This is a genomic window from Delftia sp. WSY_16 (assembly GCF_043104415.1).
GTDB classification, from domain to species: domain Bacteria; phylum Pseudomonadota; class Gammaproteobacteria; order Burkholderiales; family Burkholderiaceae_C; genus Comamonas; species Comamonas tsuruhatensis.
The window spans coordinates 325,586-343,872 of record NZ_JBICKS010000003.1 but is presented as its reverse complement, the minus strand read 5'-3'; the positions used below and the strand labels follow the sequence as shown (position 1 = coordinate 343,872).

Genomic DNA, 18,287 nt, shown 5'->3' with positions numbered 1-18,287 from the left:
CGGCGCCCGGGCAGCACCCGGGCAGCCACTTTGGAACCCGCTGCAGCCTGGCTGCAGCGGGTTTCTTCATGCCCGGGATATCCCGGGCCACACATCTTTGCCCATCGATGTGAACCTCGCGCATTTGGCATGGAGCGGCTGCGAACCCCTGCCTAGAATTCGTCCCACAACAGCAAGGACAACGGGAGGGAGACAAGGCCATGAACAGCCCCGCCAGCGGACGGCACGGCCGTGCCCGCATCGCCGTGGAGAGCCGGTCCATCGACTGCATTCCCGACAGCGAGCGCCACGCGCGGCTCGCCGACCAGGGGCCGTTCTGGTTCCTGGGCAACTTCCACTTCTTCACGCTTTCCATCGGCTTCGTCGGCCCGTCGCTGGGGCTGTCGGCGCCCTGGAGCGCCCTGGCCGGGGCGCTGGGCATCATGTTCGGCACGCTGTTCATGGCGTTGCACGGCGCGCAGGGGCCGCAGCTGGGGCTGCCGCAGATGATCCAGTCGCGCGCGCAGTTCGGCTTTCGCGGTGTCATCCTGCCGCTGTGCGCCACGCTGCTGGTGTTCACGGGGTTCAACGTCGTCAACGTCTCGCTCATCATGCAGGGCATGCAGGCCGTGTTCGGCCTGCCGCCAGCGCCCACGGCCTGCGTGGCCGTGGCGGCAGGCGCCTTGCTGGCGGTCTGCGGCCACGATGTGATGCACAGGGCCTTCCGCTGCGCGCTGATGCTGGCGCTGCCGCTGTATGCGCTGGCCACGCTGGCGTTGCTGGCTGGCGTGGGCGAGCCTTTGGCACGCCAGGGCACGGGCCCGGCGCCGGGCTTTGCATGGAGCGCCTTTGCCGCGCAGTTCACCATCGCGGCCAGCTACAACATCTCCTATGCGCCCTATGTGTCCGACTATTCGCGCTACCTGCCGCGCCACACTGCGCCCCGGCGCCTGATCGCAGCCATCTTCCTGGGTGCATCGCTGTCCGGGGCCTGGATGATCGGGCTGGGCGCCTGGATGGCGCAGCGGCTGCAGGCCGGGGACGCGCTGGCGGCGCTGGGCCAGATCGGCGCGGCGCTTTTCCCGGGCGCGGACCGGCTGCTGCCTGCCCTGGCCGTCGTGGCCTTCCTGCCCATCATCGCGTTGAACACGTACAGCGCGGCGCTGACCGTGCTCACGGCGGCGGATTCGCTGGGCGGCCTGCGCCCCACGCGCAGTGCACGCATCGGTGCCATCGCCGCCATCAGCGCCACCATCCTCGCGTGCGTGCTGTCCATCCAGGGCAGCGGCGTGGCACTGCTGCACTCCTTCCTGGCGCTGCTGCTGTACTTCCTGGTGCCATGGACGGCGGTCAACCTCGTGGACTACTTCCTGGTGCGCAAGGGCCGCTACGCCATCGCTGATTTCTTCACGCCACAGGGCATCTACGGCGCCTGGGGCTGGCGCGGCATCTGCGCCTATCTGGGCGGCTTTGCAGCCATGGTGCCGTTCATGCACATCCACGACGCCACCGATGGCCATGCGGTCTTCATCGGCTGGGCTGCGCAGCGGCTGGGCGGCGTGGACTTCGCCTGGCTGCCGGGCATTCTCGTCGCCGGCAGCCTTTACGGGGGGCTGGCCCGCAACCTGGATCTGCAGGCCGAGGAGGCCGCCAGTTGCCAGCCGCGGCAGGACAGCCACCCTTTGCATCCCAAGGAGCGCACACCATGACGGAGCACCGCATCCGCATCATCCAGCCCCGTCTGCGTGACGGCGACATTGCCGGCAACTTGGCGATGACGCTGAAGACGATCAGGGCCAGCGCGGGTCAGGCCGACCTGCTGGTCTTTCCCGAAACCTGCATCAGCGGATTTCCCCGGCCCGACAACGTGGCGCAGCTGGCCGAGCCGCTGGACGGCCCCTCGGCCACCGCGCTGCGCGAGGCCGCGCGGCAAGCCGGCGTGGCTGTCGCCATCGGCCTGGCCGAAGCAGACCAGGGCCGCCGCTTCAATGCCGGCCTGCTGATCGATGCCGACGGGCAGGTGCTGCTGCACTACCGCAAGACCATGCTCTACGACTCGGACCAGGGCGTGTTCGAGGCAGGTGAGCGCTGGCCCACATGCGAATGGCGCGGCCTGCGGCTGGGAATGCTGATCTGCTTCGACATCGAGTTTGCGGCACCGGCCCGCGCGCTGGGTGCGCAGGGCGTGGACCTGATCGTGCTGATGGACGGGATGATGCACCCCCACGGCCACATCCATCGCCATGCCGTGCCCGTGCGTGCGATGGACAACCAGTGCTACATCGCCATGGCCAACCGCGTGGGCCCTGGCGACAGCTACGCTTTCAGCGGAGGCAGCCAGTTCGCCGATCCCTTCGGCCAGACACTGGCGCGCATCGCGGGCGATGCCGAGGGCCTGCTGGACGTGCGCCTGGACCCTCTGGCGCCCGGCCGCGCGCGTGCGCAGTACCGGGGCTGACGAGCGCCGAGGCGCCACCGTGGCGCGGTCATCTGTGTCGGTTGTATGACAGCAATGTCACCATCCTGTGGGGCTGGTGTGGGCACGTGATTTCTACATTGGAGTCCTCTCCCCGGCGTTCCGCCTTGCGGGGCGTGGGGAGAACGAATCACCAACGTTCTTTGAAAGGGACACACCATGTCGCAACGCCGTTTCACCCCCGCTACCCTGATCGCCGGCCTGGTCGCATCGGCAGCGCTGCTGCTGCCGGGCATGGCATCGGCGGCCGGGTACATCCACCCGGCCAACAACGAGGCGGGTGCCGTCGTCCATCCCGAACATTTCAAGAGCAGCAAGACGCGCGCCCAGGTGACGGCCGAGGCCGAGGCGGCCGTGCGCCAGGGCGGCACCTCGCGCTTCAATGCCGGCGTCTACCCGGCGCCTGCACCGCAGACCGGTGGCGGCAAGACGCGGCAGGAAGTGATCAATGAACTGATCAACGAAACGCCTGCCCAGCGCGATGCACGCCAGCGTGCCATGGGTGGTTGATGCACGTGCGGGGCGATGCAATGCTGCCCCGCAGCAGCCGTATCAAGGGATGACCGACGCGCCGCGCGGCTACGAGCCTGCGGCGCGTTCCGCTTCCTCGGCCTCATGGGCGCGTGCGATGGCCAGGATCACGTCGCGCGCCAGGCGGCGCTTGGGTACGGGAAGGCGCAGGTAGATCTTGAACAGCTCGTTGTCCTCGTAGCCCAGGCCGGCGGACCAGCTGCCCTTGGGCTCACGCACCTCACGCGCCGGCTGCGGCGCGCGCAGGAACTCCTCCAGCGGCACCTGCAACCAGTCGGCCAGCGCAGCAAGTTTCTTGGTGTTGGGCATGGTCTTGCCCAGCAGCCACAGACGCACGCCGTGCTGCGACATGGGCTTGCCCCAGAAGCGTGTGTTGAATTCGCGCTCCAGCACCGAGGGCTTGGCTTCATAGCCACGGGCCTCCAGGGAATCACGTAATTTCTGCGCAAACCGCTGCTTCGCATCCTGCATGCGGGCACGCTATGGGATAAGTCTGATTGTGCAGTGAGTATTGTGAAAAATCACATATCCGATGTGATTGATAGTTAACATCAAAGACTCAACCAGAAATCACAAGCACAGGAGGGCCCATGCGCTGGCAAGGAGTGTGGCTGCTGCCTGCGGGCCTGGCACTGCTGCTGGGCGGTTGCGGCGGTGACGATGGCGAGGTGCTGACCGTGCGGGCTGCTCCCTGGGGCGCCGCCTCGGGCGTGTCGATAGGGCAGGTGCTGCAGGACAGGTCGGCCTGCGCGCGCAGCAGCTGGCGCAGCGTGGGAGACGGCAGCGGCGGGCGCATCGTCGAGTACGCCTGCGAGCGCGCAGGCGTGCGTGACTACCTGCAGGCCAGTCTGCGCCAGGAGGTCGGGCCACTGCAGCGCGCCGCCGAAAGCGAACAGGCCCGGTTCGAGGCGCGGTTGCGTGGCGAATGGCGTGAGCTGCTCGTGCTGGAGCGGCAGCGGCAGGAGATGCTGCGGCGCCACGCGCAGGAGGCGCAAAGGGATGCCGACCACAGGCAGCGGCACCTGGAGGATCTGCGTGTGCTGGGTGACATGAAGGAGTGCGGCAGCTTCCGTCCGCAAAGCCTCAGTGCCGAGGCCGCGCCGCAGCGCCTGGTGCTGGCAGCCCAGGCCTGTGCGCAGGCCGGGCGCGCGGCCGGGCATGTCTATGCGCGCGAGCGGGAGCGGACGCTGGTGCGGCTGCGCGCGGCTCTGCCGCGCTACGACGAGGCCCGGCTGGGCCGCGAGGCGGCCTTGCAGGCGATGGACCGCACCCTGGAGCAGCAGGAGGCGGCGCTGCGCCGGCTGGAGGAAGACCGCCCCGAGGCGGGCGAGCGCATACGCCGCTCATTGGCCGCGCGCATGGAGGCCATGCGCCTGCGGCTGGGCCAGGTGGGCCGCGTGCGCGAGCTCACGCGCTGGAGCGTGGCCGGCGCACGCGTGGTCTACCTGGACACGGCCCTGGCCATGGAGTGCGGCGTGCGCACGCTGACCGAAGCCACGCCGCTGGACACCCTGGTCGAAGACCTGGGCGAGGGCCAGGCCGTGCCCCGCCAGGGAGGCGCATTGGCCCGGGCGCTTGACGGACTGTGGGCGCGCTGCCTGCAGCAGCCCTGAGGGCGGGAAGGACTGCACGGCGCCTGTTGCACGCCGCACGTCGCCGGTTGCACCGCGCCCGTTGCACCACGCCGGTTGCACCACGCCTCAGAATCTCGGCAGGTCCGGGTGTGAGATCTGGCCGCCGCGCACCAGCATCTTTCCGTATTCGGCACAGCGGTTGAGCGTGGGAATCACCTTGCCGGGGTTGAGCAGGGCCTGCGGGTCGAAGGCGGCCTTGAGCGCGAACATCTGGTCGTTCTCGGCCGTGGTGAACTGGGTGCACATGGAGTTGAGCTTTTCCACGCCCACGCCATGCTCGCCCGTGACCGTTCCGCCCATGGCCACGCTGGTCTCCAGGATGTCGGCGCCGAACAGCTCGCAGCGGTGCAGCTCGTCGGGGTCGTTGGCATCGAACAGGATCAGCGGGTGCAGGTTGCCGTCGCCCGCGTGGAAGACGTTGGCGCAGCGCAGGCCGTATTTCTTTTCCATCTCCTGGATGGCCAGCAGGATGTCGGCCAGGCGCTTGCGCGGGATGGTGGAGTCCATGCACATGTAGTCGGGGCTGATGCGCCCGCTGGCGGGAAAGGCGTTCTTGCGCCCGCTCCAGAAGCGCAGGCGCTCGGCCTCGCTTTCGCTCACCGTGATGGCCGTGGCGCCGGCGCCGCGCAGCACTTCGCTCATGTGGGCGATCTCTTCCTCGACTTCCTCGGGCGTGCCGTCGCTCTCGCACAGCAGGATGGCCTCGGCCGTGAGGTCGTAGCCGGCCTTGACGAAGTCCTCGACGGCGGCCGTCATGGGCTTGTCCATCATCTCCAGCCCGGCCGGGATGATGCCCGCCGCGATCACGGCGGCCACGGCGTCGCCGGCCTTGCGCACGTCGTCGAAGCTGGCCATGATGCAGCGCGCCAGCTGGGGCTTGGGGATCAGGCGCACGGTGACTTCGGTGGTCACGGCCAGCATGCCTTCGCTGCCGACCAGGATGGCCAGCAGGTCGAAGCCCGGCGTGTCCAGCGCCATGGAGCCGAACTCCACCGGCTCGCCCTCCACCGTGAAGCCGCGCACCTTCAGCACGTTGTGCACGGTCAGCCCGTACTTGAGGCAGTGCACGCCGCCCGAGTTCTCGGCCACGTTGCCGCCGATGGTGCAGGCGATCTGGCTGCTGGGATCGGGCGCGTAGTACAGGCCCAGGGGCGCGGCGGCCTCGCTGATGGCCAGGTTGCGCACGCCGCACTGCACCACGGCCGTGCGGCTGGCGGCATCGACCTGGAGGATCTTGTTGAACTTGGCCAGCGACAGCGTCACGCCCATGGGATGGGGCAGGGCGCCGCCCGACAGCCCGGTGCCTGCGCCGCGTGCGATCACGGGCACCTGGATGGCGTGGCAGGCGCGCAGCACGGCCTGGACCTGGGCCTCGGTCTCGGGCAGGCAGACCACCAGGGGGCGCTGGCGGTAGGCCGTGAGTCCGTCGCATTCATAGGGGGTGGTGTCCTCGGCGTTCCACAGCAGGGCATGCGCGGGCACATGGCGGGCCAGCGCGGCCACGACCTCGGCCTGGCGCCGTGCGCGTTCGGAGGCCGTGGGCTGCTGGTGGGCGGCATCGGCGGCGGCCGACGCCATGGCGCCGGGAGCGAGGCTGGCTGGGGAGCTGGCGGAAGTCATGGGGCCTGACTTTAGGCGATGCCGCCGTCTTTGTGCAGCGGGACTGCGCTGATGTTTATTGCAACGGCGCGTGAAATCCGCGAAATCCGTGAATTCCGTTGTGGGCGCCTCAGCAGGCCATCGCCCTCTTCAACCATTCAGCAAAGGCCGCGCATTCCCAGCGGTCCATGGTGCCGGTGCGCCAGCACAGGTAGTGGGCATGGGGGCTGGCCGTGTCCATGTCGAACAGGCGCACCAGGGTGCCGTTGTCCATCCAGGGTGCGCCCAGCTTGTGGCGCACCAGGGCAATGCCCATGCCGGCCGAGGCCGCATCGCACATCAGGCCGATGTCGTTGAACTGCGAGCCCTCGTGCGGCTCGGGCCAGTCCAGGCCGGTGGCGCCGAACCAGGTGCGCCAGGGCTCCAGCGGGCTGCGCAGCAGGGGCATGCCTTCCAGGTCCTGGGGCTGCTCGAAGGGGCCGTGCTCGCGGATGAAGGCCGGCGAGGCCAGCGGAGTGACCACGTCGCGCGCCAGTTCGATGTGCTCCACGTCGGCGTAGTGGCCGGGGCCGAAGCGCACCATCAGGTCGGCATCCTCGGCCACCACGTCCAGCAGCGGGATGGAGACCTGCAGGGCGATGTCGATCTCGGGATAGGTTTCCGTGAACTGGCGCAGGCGCGGGATCAGGATCACGCGCGCAAAGGTGGGCGTGACGGCGAGCTTGAGCCTGCGGCGGCCCGGTGCCGTCACCTCGCCCGGAAAGCGCTGCAGCGCGCCCAGGCCCTCGCGCACGTGGGACAGGTAGGCGCTGCCTTCGGTGGTGAGCGAAAAGTCCGAGCGGCCGAACAGCCGCGTGCCCAGGATCTGCTCGAGCTGGCGCACGCGGTGGCTGACGGCGCTGGGCGTGACGCACAGCTCCTCGGCCGTCTGCGTCACGCTGCGCAGCCGCGCCAGCGCCTCGAAAGTGAGCAGGCACTGTATGGGCGGGATGCGGCGGGCGCCGCTGCCGGGCGGGGCAAAGCCGCTGCCGGCGGCAAGGGTCACGTTCGCCATGGGCGGCCGGGAGCCGGCTTCAGCGGAAGACCACGGTCTTGTGGCCGTTGAGGATGACGCGGTGCTCGCTGTGCCACTTGACGGCGCGGGCCAGCACCTGGCTCTCGGTGTCGCGGCCGCGGGCCGTGAGGTCCTCCACGGTGTCGGTGTGGTCGGCGCGGGCCACGTCCTGCTCGATGATCGGGCCTTCGTCCAGGTCGGCCGTCACATAGTGGGCCGTGGCGCCGATCAGCTTCACGCCGCGGTCATGGGCCTGGTAGTAGGGCTTGGCGCCCTTGAAGCTGGGCAGGAAGCTGTGGTGGATGTTGATCGCGCGGCCGGCAAGCTTGGTGCACAGGTCGTTGGACAGCACCTGCATGTAGCGCGCCAGCACCACGAGTTCGGCGCCTTCGGCCTCGATGATCTCGAACTGCTTTGCCTCGGCCTGGGCCTTGGTGGCAGCCGTGACGGGGATGTGGTGGAAGGGGATGTTGTAGCTGGCCGCCAGCTGGTAGAACTCGCGGTGGTTGCTGATGATGGCGCGGATGTCCACCGGCAGCAGGCCGCTCTTCCAGCGAAACAGCAGGTCGTTGAGGCAGTGGCCTTCCTTGCTGACCATGAGCACGGTCTTCATGGCTTCGGCCTTGGTGTGCAGGCGCCACTTCATCTGGTACTGGCCGCCCAGGTCGGCCAGGGCCGCCCTCAGAGCCGCGGGATCGCAGCCGTTGCAGGCAAATTGCACGCGCATGAAGAACAGTCCGGTGGCCGGGTCGTTATACTGCGCGGCCTCTTCGATGTTGCCGCCTTGCTCGAGCAGAAAGCCCGAGACGGCATGTACCAGACCGAGCCGGTCGGGGCACGAAAGGGTAAGAATATAGGCTTGGGTCATAGCGGCGCAATTGTCGCAGCATGCACACGACCCTGCGCAAGTCACACGTTCTGGGAACGTTCTGAGGAACCACATGCAAGATCAGGGAGAGCAGCCCCGAATACCGCTCTGGGGCGCATTGACCCTGTATGTGTGCGCAGGTCTGCTGTGGCTCTGGGGCGTGGAATGGCTGCTGGCGCACCTGCAGATACCGCCCGGGCCGGCAGCGCAGCGGCGCATGCTGTCCTCGGTGGCCCTGGTGCTGGTCACGGCCGTGGGCGGCGGCTGGCTGCTGTGGCGCATGCGCCGTGGAGAGCGCACTGCCCATGCCGCGATGGCTGCCGGGCGGGAGGCCGACGAACGCCAGCGCCTGGCCGCCGCCGTGGTGGACAACACCATGGAGGGCGTGGTCGTCACCGATGCGCGCAGCCGCATCCTCTCGGTCAACAGCGCCTTCACGCGGCTGCTGGGCTACACCGAGCAGGAGATGCTGGGCAAGACCCCGCGCATGTTCAAGTCCGGCCGCCACGACAAGGCCTTCTACGAGGCCATGTGGGACAGCATGCAGGCCACGGGCCACTGGCAGGGCGAAATCTGGAACCGCCGCAAGAACGGCGAGGTCTTTCCCGAGCGCATGTCGCTCAGCGCCGTCAAGGACGCACAGGGCAAGGTCACGCACTACGTGTGCATGTTCACCGACATCTCGGCCGAGAAGGCGCGCGAGGCCCAGCTCGAATTCCTGGCCCACCGCGACATGCTCACCGGCCTGCCCAACAGCGTGCGCTTCACAGCGCTGCTGGAAGACGCCGTGGCCGAGGCGGCCGCCGAGCAGGGCACGCTGGCCGTGATGCTGCTGAACATCGATCGCTTCAAGGACGTCAACGACAGCTACGGCCACGCCATCGGCGACCAGGTGCTGCGCCACATCGCCGCCCGTGTGCACGACTCCCTGGGTCCCCAGGACCTCATAGGTCGCATGGCCGGTGACGAACTGGCCGTGCTGTGCAAGGGCATGAGCGAGCGCGGCGACGCCATCGCCCGTGCACGGCAACTGATCGCGGCGGCCGGCCAGCCCTGGAGCTCGCCGGACGGCCTGTCCGTCATGGCCGGCGTCAGCGTGGGCATCTGCATGTACCCCTCCCACGCCGGCAATGCCCAGGACCTGCTGCAGGGCGCGCATGCCGCCGTCTACGGCGCCAAGTCGCGCAGCGGCCGTGCCTGGTGCTTCTTCGAGGAAGACATGACCTCGGCCGCGCGCGAGCGCCTGGCCATGGAGGCACGGCTGCGGCAGGCCATAGACCTGGGCCACCTGCGCCTGTACTTCCAGCCCCAGATCGACCTGGCCACGGGCCGCCTGGTGGGCGCCGAGGCCCTGGTGCGCTGGCTGGACCCGGACGAGGGCCTCATCTCCCCGGCACGCTTCATCCCCGTGGCCGAAAGCTCGGGCGTCATCGGCGCGCTGGGCCTGTGGGTGCTGCGCGAGGCCTGCGCCCAGGGCCAGCGCTGGCGCGATCAGGGCCTGCCCGAGATGACCATCGCGGTCAATGTCTCGCTGCACCAGTTCCTGCTGACCGACATCGCCGGTGCCACCGCCGACGCGCTGGCCGCCACGGGCTTCGCCCCGCACTGCCTGGAGCTGGAGATCACCGAAAGCGCCCTGGCCGAGCGCCCCGAGGAGGCCCTGGCTGTCATGCGCCGTCTGCGCGCCCAGGGCCTGCGGCTGGCCATCGACGACTTCGGCACCGGTTATTCCTCGCTGGCCCACCTCAAGCGCTTCCCGCTGGACCTGCTCAAGATCGACCAGGGATTCATCCGCGACATCCCGCACAGCGCCGACGACATGGCCATCAGCGGGTCGGTGATCGCGCTGGGGCATGCCATGGGGCTGAAGGTGCTGGCCGAGGGCGTGGAGACGGCCGAGCAGCTGGCGTTCCTGCGCGGCAAGGAGTGCGACTTCTTCCAGGGCTATCTGTGCAGCAAGCCCATGCCTGCGCAGGCGTTCGGCGAGTGGGTCTCGGGCAACGAGGGAATGTGGGCCGTGCAGGGGTGAAGCTCAGTCCACCCGACCCGCATCCGCCCGCGGCGCCGGCGGATTCCTGAACTTCTCCCGCAGCTCGGCGCAGTGGTCCTTGGCGGGCAGGGCATCCGTCTTCTGCAGCCAATCCACATCCGAGGCCTGCGCCACCGATGTCTCCCCCGCCTGCGCCACGGCCACCTTGGCGCCTGCGGCCTCGGGCAGCCAGGTGGGAATGCCCACGCCGCGCAGCACGTGGCCGCGCCCGGCCACCAACAGCACGGTCGTGCCGGGCTTGACTGCGGCCCTGGCCACCTCGGCCATGCTGGCGTCGCGGGCCAGCTGGATGCGGGCCATGGGCGCCAGCTGGGTGTCGGGCAGCAGGCCGCAGTGGCCTTCGCGGATGGCGTCGAGCTGGCGCTGCCAGGCTTCGGGCGGCAGGTGGGTGTCCAGGTTCTGGTTGCGCATGGCCTGCTTCATGTCGGCGCGGGGCAGGTTGCCGCCCAGCACGGGCACGCCTGCGCGCACGGCGGCCATGACCACGCCGCGGTAGCGCGGCCAGGGCCAGGCGGCGTCCTGCCATTGCAGGGCCTGCTGCACAGCGTCCTCGGAGGCATCGCGCGCCAGGCTGGCCGTGGAGCCCGTGCGCGGCGCCATCTCGATCACCAGCGCGGCCAGGCGCTCCTGCGTGGCCAGCTGCTGCACCGTGGCCTGTTGCCAGGCCTGGTGGGCCGCCGCATCGTGCTGCTCGCCCAGCAGCACGATGGGCGCGTCTGACCAGCGCTGCAACTGCTGCGTCCAGTCCCGCGCCGGGGCGGAGGAGCTGGCGCAGCCGGCAAGGGCTGCCGCCAGCCATGCGGCCGCTGCCAGGCCGGCAAGGCGCGGGGTGCGGATGAAGGGGCGGGGGATGGAGCGGACTTGCATGGCCCCATGCTAAACACTGGCCTTGCCCGGGGCCCCCATAGGCCCTGTGGGCATTGGGGGCAGTTGAAAGGATCCTAGGAATCGGGGCGGGGGCACGGCGCAAACGGGTGACGCTTGATTCAGGTCAAGACGCGCAAATGCGCCGTGGCTACAGTGCGACCATGCATGGCAAGCCCTCGCTTTCGACCAAGCTGCTGCTCATGGGCGCGGCCTGCCTGCTGGCGGCCGTGGCATCGATCGGCTTCACGCTGTGGGTGGCCTGGCAGCTGGAGGGCGGCGCGGCCGCCGTGAACGAGGCCGGGCGGCTGCGCATGAGCATGGTGCGCATGGCCATGGCGCGCCAGAACGAGGCGCCTGCGCAGTGGCAGGCGCGCGCGCAGCAGTTCGACGCCAGCCTGGACCTGCTGCGCAGCGGCGACATGTCGCGCCCGCTGTTCGTGCCCTGGAGCGACGAGGTCAGGGAGCGCTACGAGCGCATACGCCGCGACTGGAGCGCGCTGCACGCGCGCTGGCAGGCCGAGGACCAGGCCGATGCGCAGGCCATCATGGGCAGCGCCGACGCCTTCGTGCGCGAGGTGGACGGCTTTGTCGAGGCCATCGAGGACCGGCTCTCGCGCTGGACGGCCATCCTGCACCTGTTTCAGATGTGTCTGATGGCGCTGGCCATCATCGCGGCCGTGAGTTTCATGGCCACCAGCTACTGGCTGGTGCTGCATCCCGTGGGCCAGCTGCGCTCGGCGCTGGAGCGCATGCGGCGCGGACACCTGGACACGCGCATGAGCGTGGAGGTGGACGACGAGTTCGGCCAGCTGGCGGCCGGCTTCAACCTCATGGCCCAGTCGCTGCAAAGCTCGCACGCCGAACTGGAGGACAAGGTGCGCGAGAAGACCGCCAGCCTCAACGTGCAGCACCAGCAGCTGCAGGCGCTGTACGCGGTCAGCGTGCAGGCCTCCGAGGCGGCCAGCCTCCAGGCCCTGGCCGAAGGGTTCGTGCGCCAGATCCGTGTGGCAGCCCAGGCCGATGCGGCCACGGTGCGCTGGTCCGACGAGGCCAACGAGCGCTACGTGCTGCTGGCCGGCGACGGCCTGCCCCAGTCCATGTCGGTGCAGGAGCACTGCCTGCACACGGGCGCCTGCCTGTGCGGCCAGCCGCGCGAGCAGGCGCGGCTGCGCGTGATCCCCATCACCCCGGCCAGCGACCTGCAACTGCCCCACTGCCGCGAGGCCGGCTTCGAGACCGTGGTCAGCATCCCCGTGCAACTGCAGCAGCGCCTGCTGGGCGAGGTCAACCTGTTCTTTCGCTCCAGCGTGGTGCTCACGGACGACATGCGCGACCTGCTGTCCGCCATGGCGCGCCACCTGGCCAGTGCCATGGAAAGCCTGCGCGCCACGGCGCTGGAGCGCGAAGCCGCCGTGGCCGAGGAGCGCGGCCTGATCGCGCGCGAGCTGCATGACTCCATTGCCCAGTCGCTGGCCTTTCTCAAGATCCAGACCCAGCTGCTGCGCGACGCCGTGGCCAAGGGCCGCGACGAGGCGCGCGACCGCAGCCTGGGCGAGCTGGAAGTGGGCGTGCGCGAATGCTATGCCGACGTGCGCGAGCTGCTGGTGCATTTCCGCACGCGCACCAGCGCCGAGGACATCGAGGCCGCGCTGCGCGCCACGCTGTCCAAGTTCGAGCACCAGACGGGCATTGCCACCTCGCTGAGCATGACGGGCCAGGGCCTGCCGCTGGCGCCCGATGTGCAGATCCAGGTGCTGCACATGGTGCAGGAGGCGCTGTCCAACGTGCGCAAGCACGCGGGTGCCAGGCATGTGCAGCTGCGCGTGGGGCGCCACCCCTGGCGCTTCGAGGTCAGCGACGACGGCTGCGGCTTCGTCCCCGCCGACGTGGCGCCGGACTCGCTGCATGTGGGCCTGGGCATCATGCGCGAGCGCGCCCTGCTGGCGCAGGCGCTGGTCCATGTCCACTCCCGCCCCGGCGAGGGCACGCGCGTGCTGATCGAGCTGCCGCCGTCGGCCTCGGCCGGCGCGCCAGCGCAGGCCCTCCCCTCGAACGCGTGACACGCTCCCGGAAGAAAAAAGCTGCCCCATGTCCTTCTCCAGCCCCATCTCCGTCTTCGTCATCGACGACCACACGCTGTTCCGCCGCGGCCTGATCGCCCTCATCGCCCAGGACGCAGGCCTGCGCGTGGTCGGCGAGGCCGGCGACGCGGGCGAGGCCCTGCGCCTGGTGCCCGCGCTGGCGCCCCAGGTCATCCTGCTGGACAACCACCTGCCCGGTGTGCTGGGCGTCGATGCCATCGCGGGCCTGCGGGCCGCATCGCCCGGCAGCCGCGTCGTCATGCTCACCGTGAGCGAGGACGGCCAGGACCTGGCGGCCGCGCTGCGCAACGGCGCCCAGGGCTATCTGCTCAAGACCATCGACGGCGACCTGCTGTCCGAGGCCCTGCGCCGCGCCGCGCGCGGCGAGCCCGTAGTCAGCCCCGAGATGATGGGCAAGCTGGTGGCCGCCTTCCAGTCCCAGGGCGCGCCCGAGCCCCAGGCGCCCGAGCCGGACGAGGCCCCGGCCTCGCCGCTGTCCCCGCGCGAGGAAGAGGTGCTGGTCCAGATCGCCCGAGGCGCCAGCAACAAGGAAATCGCCCGCACGCTGGACATTGCCGAGACCACGGTCAAGATCCACGTCCAGCACATCCTGCGCAAGCTGGGCCTGAGCTCGCGCGTGCAGGCGGCGGTGTATGCGTCGGAGCGGCAGCGGGATTAGCGGCCTACGCTGTGGCTGAAGCCCACCCATCCCCCGCACACCGCAGCGCCCACACCCACGCCAGCGCGGCCGCCACGGCCAGGCCGGTGAGCATGGCCGCTGCGCCCATGGCGTCCAGCGCCACGCCGGCGGCCAGCGGCACCAGCATGCGGCTGGCGGCGAACAGGCTGGCCTGCAGGCCGTAGTCGAAGGCCTGCCAGCGCGGGCGGGCGAATTGCATCATCAGTCCGAAGACGCAGGCCGAGGAGGCGCCCATGGCTGCTGCCACGCAGGCCACGGCCGCGACCAGGCCCGGGGCCGGGGCGCCGGCTGCGATGACGGCCGCCAGCAGCGCCAGCGCCGCCACGTTGCCGCCCGCATACAGGGGCAGGGCGCGCCGGGTGCCCAGGCGGCGCGTGAGCAGGGGCGAGGCCGCGCCCGCCAGCGCAGCCACCACGCCGCCGCCCATGCCGGCCAGCAGGGCGGCCTGGGCGGGCGCGAAGCCGTGGTCCAGCATCAGCGGCTTGAGGTAGAACCAGGCCGCGCCGATGAAGGGAAAGTAGCTGACCAGCACCAGGGCCCAGCGCCAGGCGCCGGGCTGGGCGCCATAGCCGCGGACCATGGCGGCCAGTCCAGCTTTGGGCGCAGGCAGCAGCACAGGCGAGGGCGCCTCCCCGGGCTCATGACGCACCACCCAGGCCAGCAGCAGGGCGCCCAGCGCCAGCGCGCCCGCCAGGCACAGGAAGGGCGCGCGCCAGCCCCATTTCGCCTGCATGAGCAGCATCATCCCGCCGCCCACGATGGCGCCCAGCGACAGCGCCGCTGCGCGCACGCCCCCGGCGCGCATGCGCTCGGACGCGGGCAGCAGGCGGATGGCCAGGGCGCTGACGGGAATGTCGGCCCAGGTGGCGGCCAGCGCGGCCGCGAAGGCCAGGCCGAACAGCCACAGGCGCTCGGCCAGCAACTGCTGCCAGCCCAGGGCCAGCAGCACGGCCGCATAAGCCAGGCACAGGGCCAGCGCCCAGGCGCGGTAGCGCGGCTGGCCGTTCGCGCTGCGCGCTTCCACGGGCGCGGCCAGCGCGAACTTGATGAGCGCGGGCAGGCCCGCCAGCTGGAACAGGCCGATGGCCGTGCCCGACCAGCCATGCTGGCGCATGACCAGGGGCAGGCCCAGCCACAGGTAGACGCTGGGCGCCGTGAGCGCCAGGTGCAGCCAGCCGAAAAGTGCCTGGAGCAGCCAGACAGGGCGGGGAGCTGCGGTCGTCATGGCGCGGCCTTGCGGGCAATGAGCACGGCCAGCGGCGCCATCGGAAACTCGCGCGACTCGATGCGTTCGATGCGCTCGAAGCCCGCCTGCGCCAGCAGCGCCTGCAGCTCGCCGCGCCGGGTCACGCTGCGGCCCAGCAGGCGCATGGGCAGGTAGTAGGGCAGGGTGCGCAGGGCGGCTTCGGGCGTCTCATCCACCTCGGCATGGGCGCAGACGAAGACGCCGCCGGGCGCCAGCGCGTCGAACACCTTGGCGACCACGGCTGCCGCATCGGGCACGAAGTGCAGCACGGACGAGCACCAGACCAGGTCGTAGCCGCTGCCTATGCCGTCCGTGGCCAGATTGCCGCCCAGCGCGGTGAAGCGGTCGGACAGGCGGGACTGGCGGGCGTTGTCCGCCGCCACGGCCACGGCCTCGGGCCAGTCGAAGACGCAGGCCTGCAGCGCGGGCTGCCGGCGCAGCAGGGCCAGCGCGATCCAGCCGGGGCCGCCGCCCAGGTCCAGCATGCGGCGCGGGGTGCCTGCGCCGGCAGCGACCTCGGGCACCTGGTCCAGCACCTGCAGCGCGGCAGGCACGCTGACGGCGCGCTGCTCCTGGCCGATCTGGGCGCGCGCGGCGGCGGCCCAGCCTTCGGCATTGCCCGTGGCCAAGGGGGCGCGGCAGGCCGAGCCGTCCCCGGCAGGGCCGTGCTCGACCAGGCCGCGCAGCAGCGTGGCGGAGTGGCGCAGCGAGCGCAGGCGGAACAGCCAGGCCGCGCCGCAGGACTCGGGCGATGCGCTGTGCAGGTAGCGCAGCGCATCGGTGGCCAACAGGTAGCTCACGGGCTCGTGCTGGCCGCGCCGCAAGAGGCCCATGCTCCACAGCAATTCCAGCCAATGGGAGGTATTGGCCTCGTTCCAGCCCTGGGCCTGGGCCAGCTCGGCCGGCGTCTGTGGCGTGGCCAGCCGGTCCAGTGCCCCCGATTCGAGCGCCAGCACCAGGGCCTCGGCCTGCACCTGGGCGGCGGCCAGATCCCACAGCGGCTGCAGGGCGTGGGAGGGGGCGTGGGTAGGGGATTCGCAGCGGGGTGTATTCATCGGAAGGTCCTTTTCACGAAAGGGAGTCACATGCGCCAGGTCAGCCGCACGCCGAACTCGCGCGGCGGGCTGTAGACCACGACCTGGCCGTTGAGGTAGCCCACGGCGTCGTAGCGGCGGTTGGCGGCATTGCGCAGGTAGGCGGCGATTTCCCAGGACCCCTGGGCATAGCCGGCCGACAGGTTGAGCAGCCCGTAGCCGGGGCGGCGGTAGGCGTTGGCGGCGTCCAGGTAGACCTTGCCCGCGCCCTGCACGGCGGCCTGCGCCCACCAGCGGCCGGGCGCGTCGTAGCGCAGCGCCACATGGGCCGTCATGTCGGGCGCAAACGGGTTGCGGTGGCCGTCGTAGACGGCGGTGCCGTCGCGGAAGCTGCCGAAGCGCGTGCGGTTCAGGCCCAGGGCGGTCTGCAGCTGCCAGCCGCCGCCGAACACATAGTCCAGCTCGAAGTCCGCACCCGTGGAGCGCGCCCGCGCCGCATTGGTGATGTAGACCACGCCCGGCAGGCCCATCTGCTGCACCTGCATGTCGCGCACCTGCTGGGTGTAGACCGAGGCCGCATAGCGCAGGCGCTGCCCCAGCAGTCGGCCCTTGGTGCCGATCTCCCAGGCGCGCACGGTCTCTGGCTCGTAGGCCGCATAGCCCATGGCCGGAGAGAACACGTTGAAGCCGCCCGCGCGGTAGCCCTCGCTGAGGCTGGTGTAGACCTGGCCCTGGGGCGACCACTGGTATTGCAGCGAGAGCTTGGGGCTCAAGCGCGACCAGTCGTCGCTGCGCGCCGCCGCGCCCACGGGGGCCAGTTCCACGCGGTTGCGCTCCGCGCGCGCGCCGGCCGCCAGCGTCCAGCGCTCGGACAGCGGGACGGTCCAGTGCGTGAACAGCGCCGCCGTGCTGCCCTTGAGTCCGGCCGTGGGCCGCATCAGCGCGGCGGGCAGCTTTTGCTCGTAGCGCAGGTCATGGTCGTCGCGGTCCAGGTACAGGCCGGCCAGCCAGCGCGCGTTCCACAGGCCTGCGGCCTCGCCCTCCAGGCGCAGTTCCTGCGAGGTCGTGGCCAGGCGGTAGTCGCGCCGCACGTGGAGCAGGTCGGCGCGCTGGAAGTCCGTGTCCTGCAGCACGCGGTCGTCGAAGACATTGCGCGCGGTGATGGAGCGCAGCCGCAGGCCCGAGGCAAAGCGGTGCGAGACATCGAGCGACAGCGTCTGCCCGCGCGAGCGGTTCCAGCTGTCCGTGCCCGAGTTCACCGTGGCGCGCGGCGCGGCAATGCTGCCCCATTGCGCGGCGCCGTCGTCCCAGCGCTGCTGGGCGTAGCGCAGCGTGGCCTCGGTCTCGGCCGTGGGCGTCCAGCGCAGGGCCAGGCGGCCGCTGGCGCGCTCGCGGTCGTCCACGCGCGCTCCCGTCGCCTGCTGGCGTATGAAACCGTCCTGCGCGCGCCACTCGCCCGACAGGCCGATGTAGAGCTGGCCCGGCACCAGGGCGCGGCCCAGCTCGAAGCTGCCCGCGCGCTGGCCGTGGTTGCCGGCCTCGGCGCTGATCGATGCATAGGGCGTGTCGCCGGGCTGGCGCGTGACGATGCTGACCACGCCCGCTTCGGCATTGCGGCCGTACAAGGTCGATTGCGGGCCGCGCAGCACCTCCACGCGGTCCACGCCCTGCAGGTTGTGCTCGAAGCCCTGGGCCATCAGCGTGGGCACGCCATCGACCAGCAGCAGTGTGGACGAGGAGAACGACACGAAGTTGGCCGTCAGTCCGCGCATCACGGGCGGCTGCACGCCCGACTGGCCGAAGGCCTGGAACACAAAGCCCGGCACCTGGGCGGACAGCGCGTCCAGCCCGCGCACGCCGGCCGCCTCCAGCGCCGCGCCGTCGAAGACGGAGACGCTGGCGGGCACGGCGTCCAGGCTCTCGGCCTGCTTGTTCACCGTGACCGTGATCTCGGGCAGGGCGGCTTCGGGCGCCTGGCCCTGGGCCGCCACCGTGAAGGGGACCAGGGCCAGCGCGGCCGGCCAGCGAAGGGGGAATGCCATGGTTTTCTCGTCCTCTCCAAAAGGGAATCTCGTTGGAGACCGATGCTAGGGAAGATGAGAATCGCTATCATTTGAAAACGTATGCGCGCCGGAGCATTTCCTATGCGAAGCGCGCATCCATTCCTC

At 70.5% G+C, this 18,287-nt stretch carries 15 protein-coding genes; 7 read left to right on the top strand and 8 right to left on the bottom strand.

Features of this window, described 5'->3' with window-relative positions; all coding sequences use genetic code 11:
- Positions 1 to 200 precede the first annotated feature (200 nt).
- The 3 genes from ACF8O7_RS02330 to ACF8O7_RS02320 all read left to right on the top strand — a co-directional run bounded on the left by ACF8O7_RS02330 (position 201) and on the right by ACF8O7_RS02320 (position 2,965).
- A complete protein-coding gene (locus tag ACF8O7_RS02330; RefSeq protein ID WP_017405263.1) occupies positions 201 to 1,688 on the top strand; it encodes a cytosine permease in 1,488 nt (495 codons plus the stop codon).
- Positions 1,685 to 2,437 (top strand): carbon-nitrogen hydrolase family protein, encoded by a 753-nt coding sequence (locus ACF8O7_RS02325; protein ID WP_016451966.1) that lies wholly within the window; start codon positions 1,685 to 1,687, stop codon positions 2,435 to 2,437. The genes ACF8O7_RS02330 and ACF8O7_RS02325 overlap by 4 nt, the downstream gene beginning before the upstream one ends.
- A 177-nt stretch (positions 2,438 to 2,614) precedes the next feature.
- Positions 2,615 to 2,965, top strand: coding sequence for a DUF4148 domain-containing protein (locus ACF8O7_RS02320; protein ID WP_016446650.1), 351 nt, complete (start codon positions 2,615 to 2,617; stop codon positions 2,963 to 2,965).
- A gap of 69 nt (positions 2,966 to 3,034) precedes the next feature.
- Here ACF8O7_RS02320 and ACF8O7_RS02315 read toward each other — a convergent pair whose 3' ends face one another.
- Positions 3,035 to 3,457, bottom strand: coding sequence for a hypothetical protein (locus ACF8O7_RS02315; protein ID WP_016446649.1), 423 nt, complete (start codon positions 3,455 to 3,457; stop codon positions 3,035 to 3,037).
- 119 nt (positions 3,458 to 3,576) lie between these two features.
- On the opposite strand from ACF8O7_RS02315, the gene ACF8O7_RS02310 reads away from it, so the two are divergent.
- Positions 3,577 to 4,599: a hypothetical protein gene (locus ACF8O7_RS02310; protein WP_043789237.1), complete on the top strand. Its 1,023-nt coding sequence runs from the start codon at positions 3,577 to 3,579 to the stop codon at positions 4,597 to 4,599.
- 87 nt (positions 4,600 to 4,686) lie between these two features.
- On the opposite strand, the gene ACF8O7_RS02305 is transcribed toward ACF8O7_RS02310, so the two are convergent.
- The 3 genes from ACF8O7_RS02305 to purU form a co-directional block, all read right to left on the bottom strand.
- A complete protein-coding gene (locus tag ACF8O7_RS02305) occupies positions 4,687 to 6,198 on the bottom strand; it encodes an FAD-linked oxidase C-terminal domain-containing protein (protein WP_074920736.1) in 1,512 nt (503 codons plus the stop codon).
- Positions 6,199 to 6,349: 151 nt separating this feature from the next.
- The gene (locus tag ACF8O7_RS02300; RefSeq protein WP_017405258.1) at positions 6,350 to 7,273 is read right to left on the bottom strand and encodes a LysR substrate-binding domain-containing protein; all 924 of its coding nucleotides are present in this window, start codon (positions 7,271 to 7,273) and stop codon (positions 6,350 to 6,352) included.
- A 19-nt stretch (positions 7,274 to 7,292) separates the two neighbouring features.
- Positions 7,293 to 8,141, bottom strand: coding sequence for a formyltetrahydrofolate deformylase (gene purU, locus ACF8O7_RS02295; protein ID WP_013804418.1), 849 nt, complete (start codon positions 8,139 to 8,141; stop codon positions 7,293 to 7,295).
- Positions 8,142 to 8,214: 73 nt separating this feature from the next.
- Here purU and ACF8O7_RS02290 point away from each other — a divergent pair, with 73 nt between their 5' ends.
- Positions 8,215 to 10,170, top strand: a complete 1,956-nt coding sequence (locus ACF8O7_RS02290; RefSeq protein ID WP_392442167.1) for a putative bifunctional diguanylate cyclase/phosphodiesterase — start codon at positions 8,215 to 8,217, stop codon at positions 10,168 to 10,170.
- A 3-nt stretch (positions 10,171 to 10,173) separates the two neighbouring features.
- Here ACF8O7_RS02290 and ACF8O7_RS02285 read toward each other — a convergent pair whose 3' ends face one another.
- Positions 10,174 to 11,058 carry a ChaN family lipoprotein gene (locus tag ACF8O7_RS02285; RefSeq protein ID WP_392442165.1) on the bottom strand — a complete coding sequence of 295 codons (885 nt, stop codon included), beginning with the start codon at positions 11,056 to 11,058 and terminating at the stop codon, positions 10,174 to 10,176.
- Positions 11,059 to 11,219: 161 nt separating this feature from the next.
- Here ACF8O7_RS02285 and ACF8O7_RS02280 point away from each other — a divergent pair, with 161 nt between their 5' ends.
- Both ACF8O7_RS02280 and ACF8O7_RS02275 read left to right on the top strand, forming a co-directional pair.
- Positions 11,220 to 13,118: a type IV pili methyl-accepting chemotaxis transducer N-terminal domain-containing protein gene (locus ACF8O7_RS02280; protein WP_126311337.1), complete on the top strand. Its 1,899-nt coding sequence runs from the start codon at positions 11,220 to 11,222 to the stop codon at positions 13,116 to 13,118.
- A 28-nt stretch (positions 13,119 to 13,146) separates the two neighbouring features.
- Complete coding sequence (locus ACF8O7_RS02275) at positions 13,147 to 13,818, top strand: response regulator (RefSeq protein WP_012203037.1); 672 nt, start codon at positions 13,147 to 13,149, stop codon at positions 13,816 to 13,818.
- A 4-nt stretch (positions 13,819 to 13,822) separates the two neighbouring features.
- On the opposite strand, the gene ACF8O7_RS02270 is transcribed toward ACF8O7_RS02275, so the two are convergent.
- The 3 genes from ACF8O7_RS02270 to ACF8O7_RS02260 are packed head-to-tail and all read right to left on the bottom strand — an operon-like array spanning position 13,823 to position 18,161.
- Positions 13,823 to 15,064, bottom strand: coding sequence for an MFS transporter (locus ACF8O7_RS02270; protein WP_277849332.1), 1,242 nt, complete (start codon positions 15,062 to 15,064; stop codon positions 13,823 to 13,825).
- Positions 15,061 to 16,140, bottom strand: a complete 1,080-nt coding sequence (locus ACF8O7_RS02265; protein WP_126311221.1) for a trans-aconitate 2-methyltransferase — start codon at positions 16,138 to 16,140, stop codon at positions 15,061 to 15,063. The genes ACF8O7_RS02270 and ACF8O7_RS02265 overlap by 4 nt, the downstream gene beginning before the upstream one ends.
- A gap of 26 nt (positions 16,141 to 16,166) precedes the next feature.
- Entirely contained in the window at positions 16,167 to 18,161 is a 1,995-nt protein-coding gene (locus ACF8O7_RS02260) for a TonB-dependent receptor (protein WP_126311222.1), read from the bottom strand.
- Positions 18,162 to 18,287: the final 126 nt, after the last annotated feature.

Excerpts from the sequence above, each read along its gene's own strand:
- ACF8O7_RS02330 (WP_017405263.1), top strand. The coding sequence starts at position 201 with ATGAACAGCCCCGCCAGCGGACGGCACGGCCGTGCCCGCATCGCCGTG.
- ACF8O7_RS02325 (WP_016451966.1), top strand. The coding sequence starts at position 1,685 with ATGACGGAGCACCGCATCCGCATCATCCAGCCCCGTCTGCGTGACGGC.
- ACF8O7_RS02320 (WP_016446650.1), top strand. The coding sequence starts at position 2,615 with ATGTCGCAACGCCGTTTCACCCCCGCTACCCTGATCGCCGGCCTGGTC.
- ACF8O7_RS02315 (WP_016446649.1), bottom strand. The coding sequence starts at position 3,457 with ATGCAGGATGCGAAGCAGCGGTTTGCGCAGAAATTACGTGATTCCCTG.
- ACF8O7_RS02310 (WP_043789237.1), top strand. The coding sequence starts at position 3,577 with ATGCGCTGGCAAGGAGTGTGGCTGCTGCCTGCGGGCCTGGCACTGCTG.
- ACF8O7_RS02305 (WP_074920736.1), bottom strand. The coding sequence starts at position 6,198 with ATGGCGTCGGCCGCCGCCGATGCCGCCCACCAGCAGCCCACGGCCTCC.
- ACF8O7_RS02300 (WP_017405258.1), bottom strand. The coding sequence starts at position 7,273 with ATGGCGAACGTGACCCTTGCCGCCGGCAGCGGCTTTGCCCCGCCCGGC.
- purU (WP_013804418.1), bottom strand. The coding sequence starts at position 8,141 with ATGACCCAAGCCTATATTCTTACCCTTTCGTGCCCCGACCGGCTCGGT.
- ACF8O7_RS02290 (WP_392442167.1), top strand. The coding sequence starts at position 8,215 with ATGCAAGATCAGGGAGAGCAGCCCCGAATACCGCTCTGGGGCGCATTG.
- ACF8O7_RS02285 (WP_392442165.1), bottom strand. The coding sequence starts at position 11,058 with ATGCAAGTCCGCTCCATCCCCCGCCCCTTCATCCGCACCCCGCGCCTT.
- ACF8O7_RS02280 (WP_126311337.1), top strand. The coding sequence starts at position 11,220 with ATGCATGGCAAGCCCTCGCTTTCGACCAAGCTGCTGCTCATGGGCGCG.
- ACF8O7_RS02275 (WP_012203037.1), top strand. The coding sequence starts at position 13,147 with ATGTCCTTCTCCAGCCCCATCTCCGTCTTCGTCATCGACGACCACACG.
- ACF8O7_RS02270 (WP_277849332.1), bottom strand. The coding sequence starts at position 15,064 with ATGACGACCGCAGCTCCCCGCCCTGTCTGGCTGCTCCAGGCACTTTTC.
- ACF8O7_RS02265 (WP_126311221.1), bottom strand. The coding sequence starts at position 16,140 with ATGAATACACCCCGCTGCGAATCCCCTACCCACGCCCCCTCCCACGCC.
- ACF8O7_RS02260 (WP_126311222.1), bottom strand. The coding sequence starts at position 18,161 with ATGGCATTCCCCCTTCGCTGGCCGGCCGCGCTGGCCCTGGTCCCCTTC.